This window comes from Candidatus Obscuribacterales bacterium (assembly GCA_036703605.1).
In the GTDB taxonomy this organism is placed as follows: Bacteria; Cyanobacteriota; Cyanobacteriia; order RECH01; family RECH01; genus RECH01.
On record DATNRH010000301.1, the window covers coordinates 1 to 1,743 of the forward strand.

1 protein-coding gene is annotated in these 1,743 nt (G+C 55.7%); it reads left to right on the plus strand.

What is annotated here, in order from left to right; translation table 11 throughout:
• Nucleotides 1-195: 195 nt before the first annotated feature.
• Nucleotides 196-1,629, plus strand: a complete 1,434-nt coding sequence (locus tag V6D20_06375; GenBank protein ID HEY9815412.1) for a BamA/TamA family outer membrane protein — start codon at nucleotides 196-198, stop codon at nucleotides 1,627-1,629.
• Nucleotides 1,630-1,743: the final 114 nt, after the last annotated feature.

A 1,743-nucleotide genomic window follows, 5' to 3' on the forward strand; every position in this document is an offset into this window, starting at 1 on the left:
ATAATGCTGAGACCAAAACATTAACCAACGGCTGTGAGGAGAAACAATATGCGCGCGTCTCGCAAATCATCTACCGTATTTCAGAACTTAGGTTGGATTGCTGGCGTCATGGGGGGCTCGGCAACGATGTTGATCGTTACCCCAGGATATGCACAGACACAACCCGTGATACCAGACACCCAGACAACCCCGCTCATGCCTGCAGCAGCGTCGCCGACGTCGGATTTGCTGGAGGTTGAAGACCTGGCTCCTGCAATGGGGCCAGAGGACACGATCGCTCTCCCACCAGCAGCAGCACCCGTAGCTGAGGCAGCGATCGCTCCTGACGACCTATCCCAACCATCCGATAGCCTGGCTGAGCCTGCGGCTGCATCGCTGTCTGAATCATCGGAATTCGAATCATCCGAAGACGTGTCTAGGCAAGCCGTGGATCTCTTGCCCGCTCAGATTCCCGCCCCAACCCCTAGCTCCACCTACGCTAACGCGATCGCCCAGTTCAGCGGTGGCGGCGGCCCAGGGCCCCTGCGCTTCTACCTAGGCACAGAGCTACCCTATCCCACCACGCTGCTAGGCCCAACGCGACGTTTTTCGGTATCCGCAGGCAGCGATCGCCAAGGAGGGCTCAGCTTACCAGGAGGGGTGCAGCTTTCGCTGAATGATTCCGATACCATCACCCTAGAAGGACGGGTAGGCACCTCCATCCTCGGGTTTGATCTGAGCTACCGCCATCAACCAGAGCTAGCCCCCCTAGGGTATTCCGTGAATATCTTTAACCAACGAGCCTATTCCTCCAACCTGCGGGGGGGCGATCGCGATGTGGATTTGCCCGGCGGTGATACGCCCTGGGTACATCGCTTGGGCGTGGGTGCAGAAGTCTTCCACGCCTTTTCCCCTGATCTAGAAGGTGCGCTGGGACTCACCTATCAACGAGTATCAGTGCGGGATGATGTCTTTTCTAACGACCTATTCTCACAGGATGAACGGGGCAATCGGCTCACGGTAAGCGATAGCGGACAGGATGATCTGCTGGTTTTATCGGCAGCAGCTCAGTACGACACTCGCAATGATTTGATTAACCCTACCGAAGGCAGTCGGCTGCGTCTGGGGCTGGAGCAAGCCATCCCCTTGCAGGATGAAACGATTTCCTTCACAGGCTTAACCGGCAACGCCACCCAGTTTATTCCTCTCTCCCTGTTTGGCTTCGCAGAAGGGCCCCGCACCCTAGTGCTGAATGTTCAAGCCGGACACATTTTCAATGATGTTCCTAGTTATCGGGCCTTTAGCTTAGGAGGCAGTAACTCCGTGCGGGGTTTTGAGCGTGGTGATGTGGGCTCGTCTACCAGCTTTATCCAAGCCTCCGCCGAATATCGCTTTCCCATCTTTTCCTTTGATGCCATGGATGAAGAAATCGATGTGGGCGGGCTGCTGTTTGTGGACTATGCGAGTACCCTCGATACCCTAGATGACGTGATTGGTCGCCCTGGAGTTGCGCGCGATAAGCCCGGTGACGGGTTGGGATTTGGTCTAGGCTTGCGGCTACTGTCACCCTTTGGCCCTGTGCGGGTAGAACTAGGGCTCACCGACAGTGGAGATTCGGCGGTACACATTAACCTAGGCGATCGCTTCTAGAGTTTCCCATAGCTGCCCATCAACCAGGATCTAGCTCATCAAAAGGTAGATCCTGGCATCTATGGTAATCCTACCTTTGTACAGCTACAAGGGTAGGATTGCTGACGTCAGCAA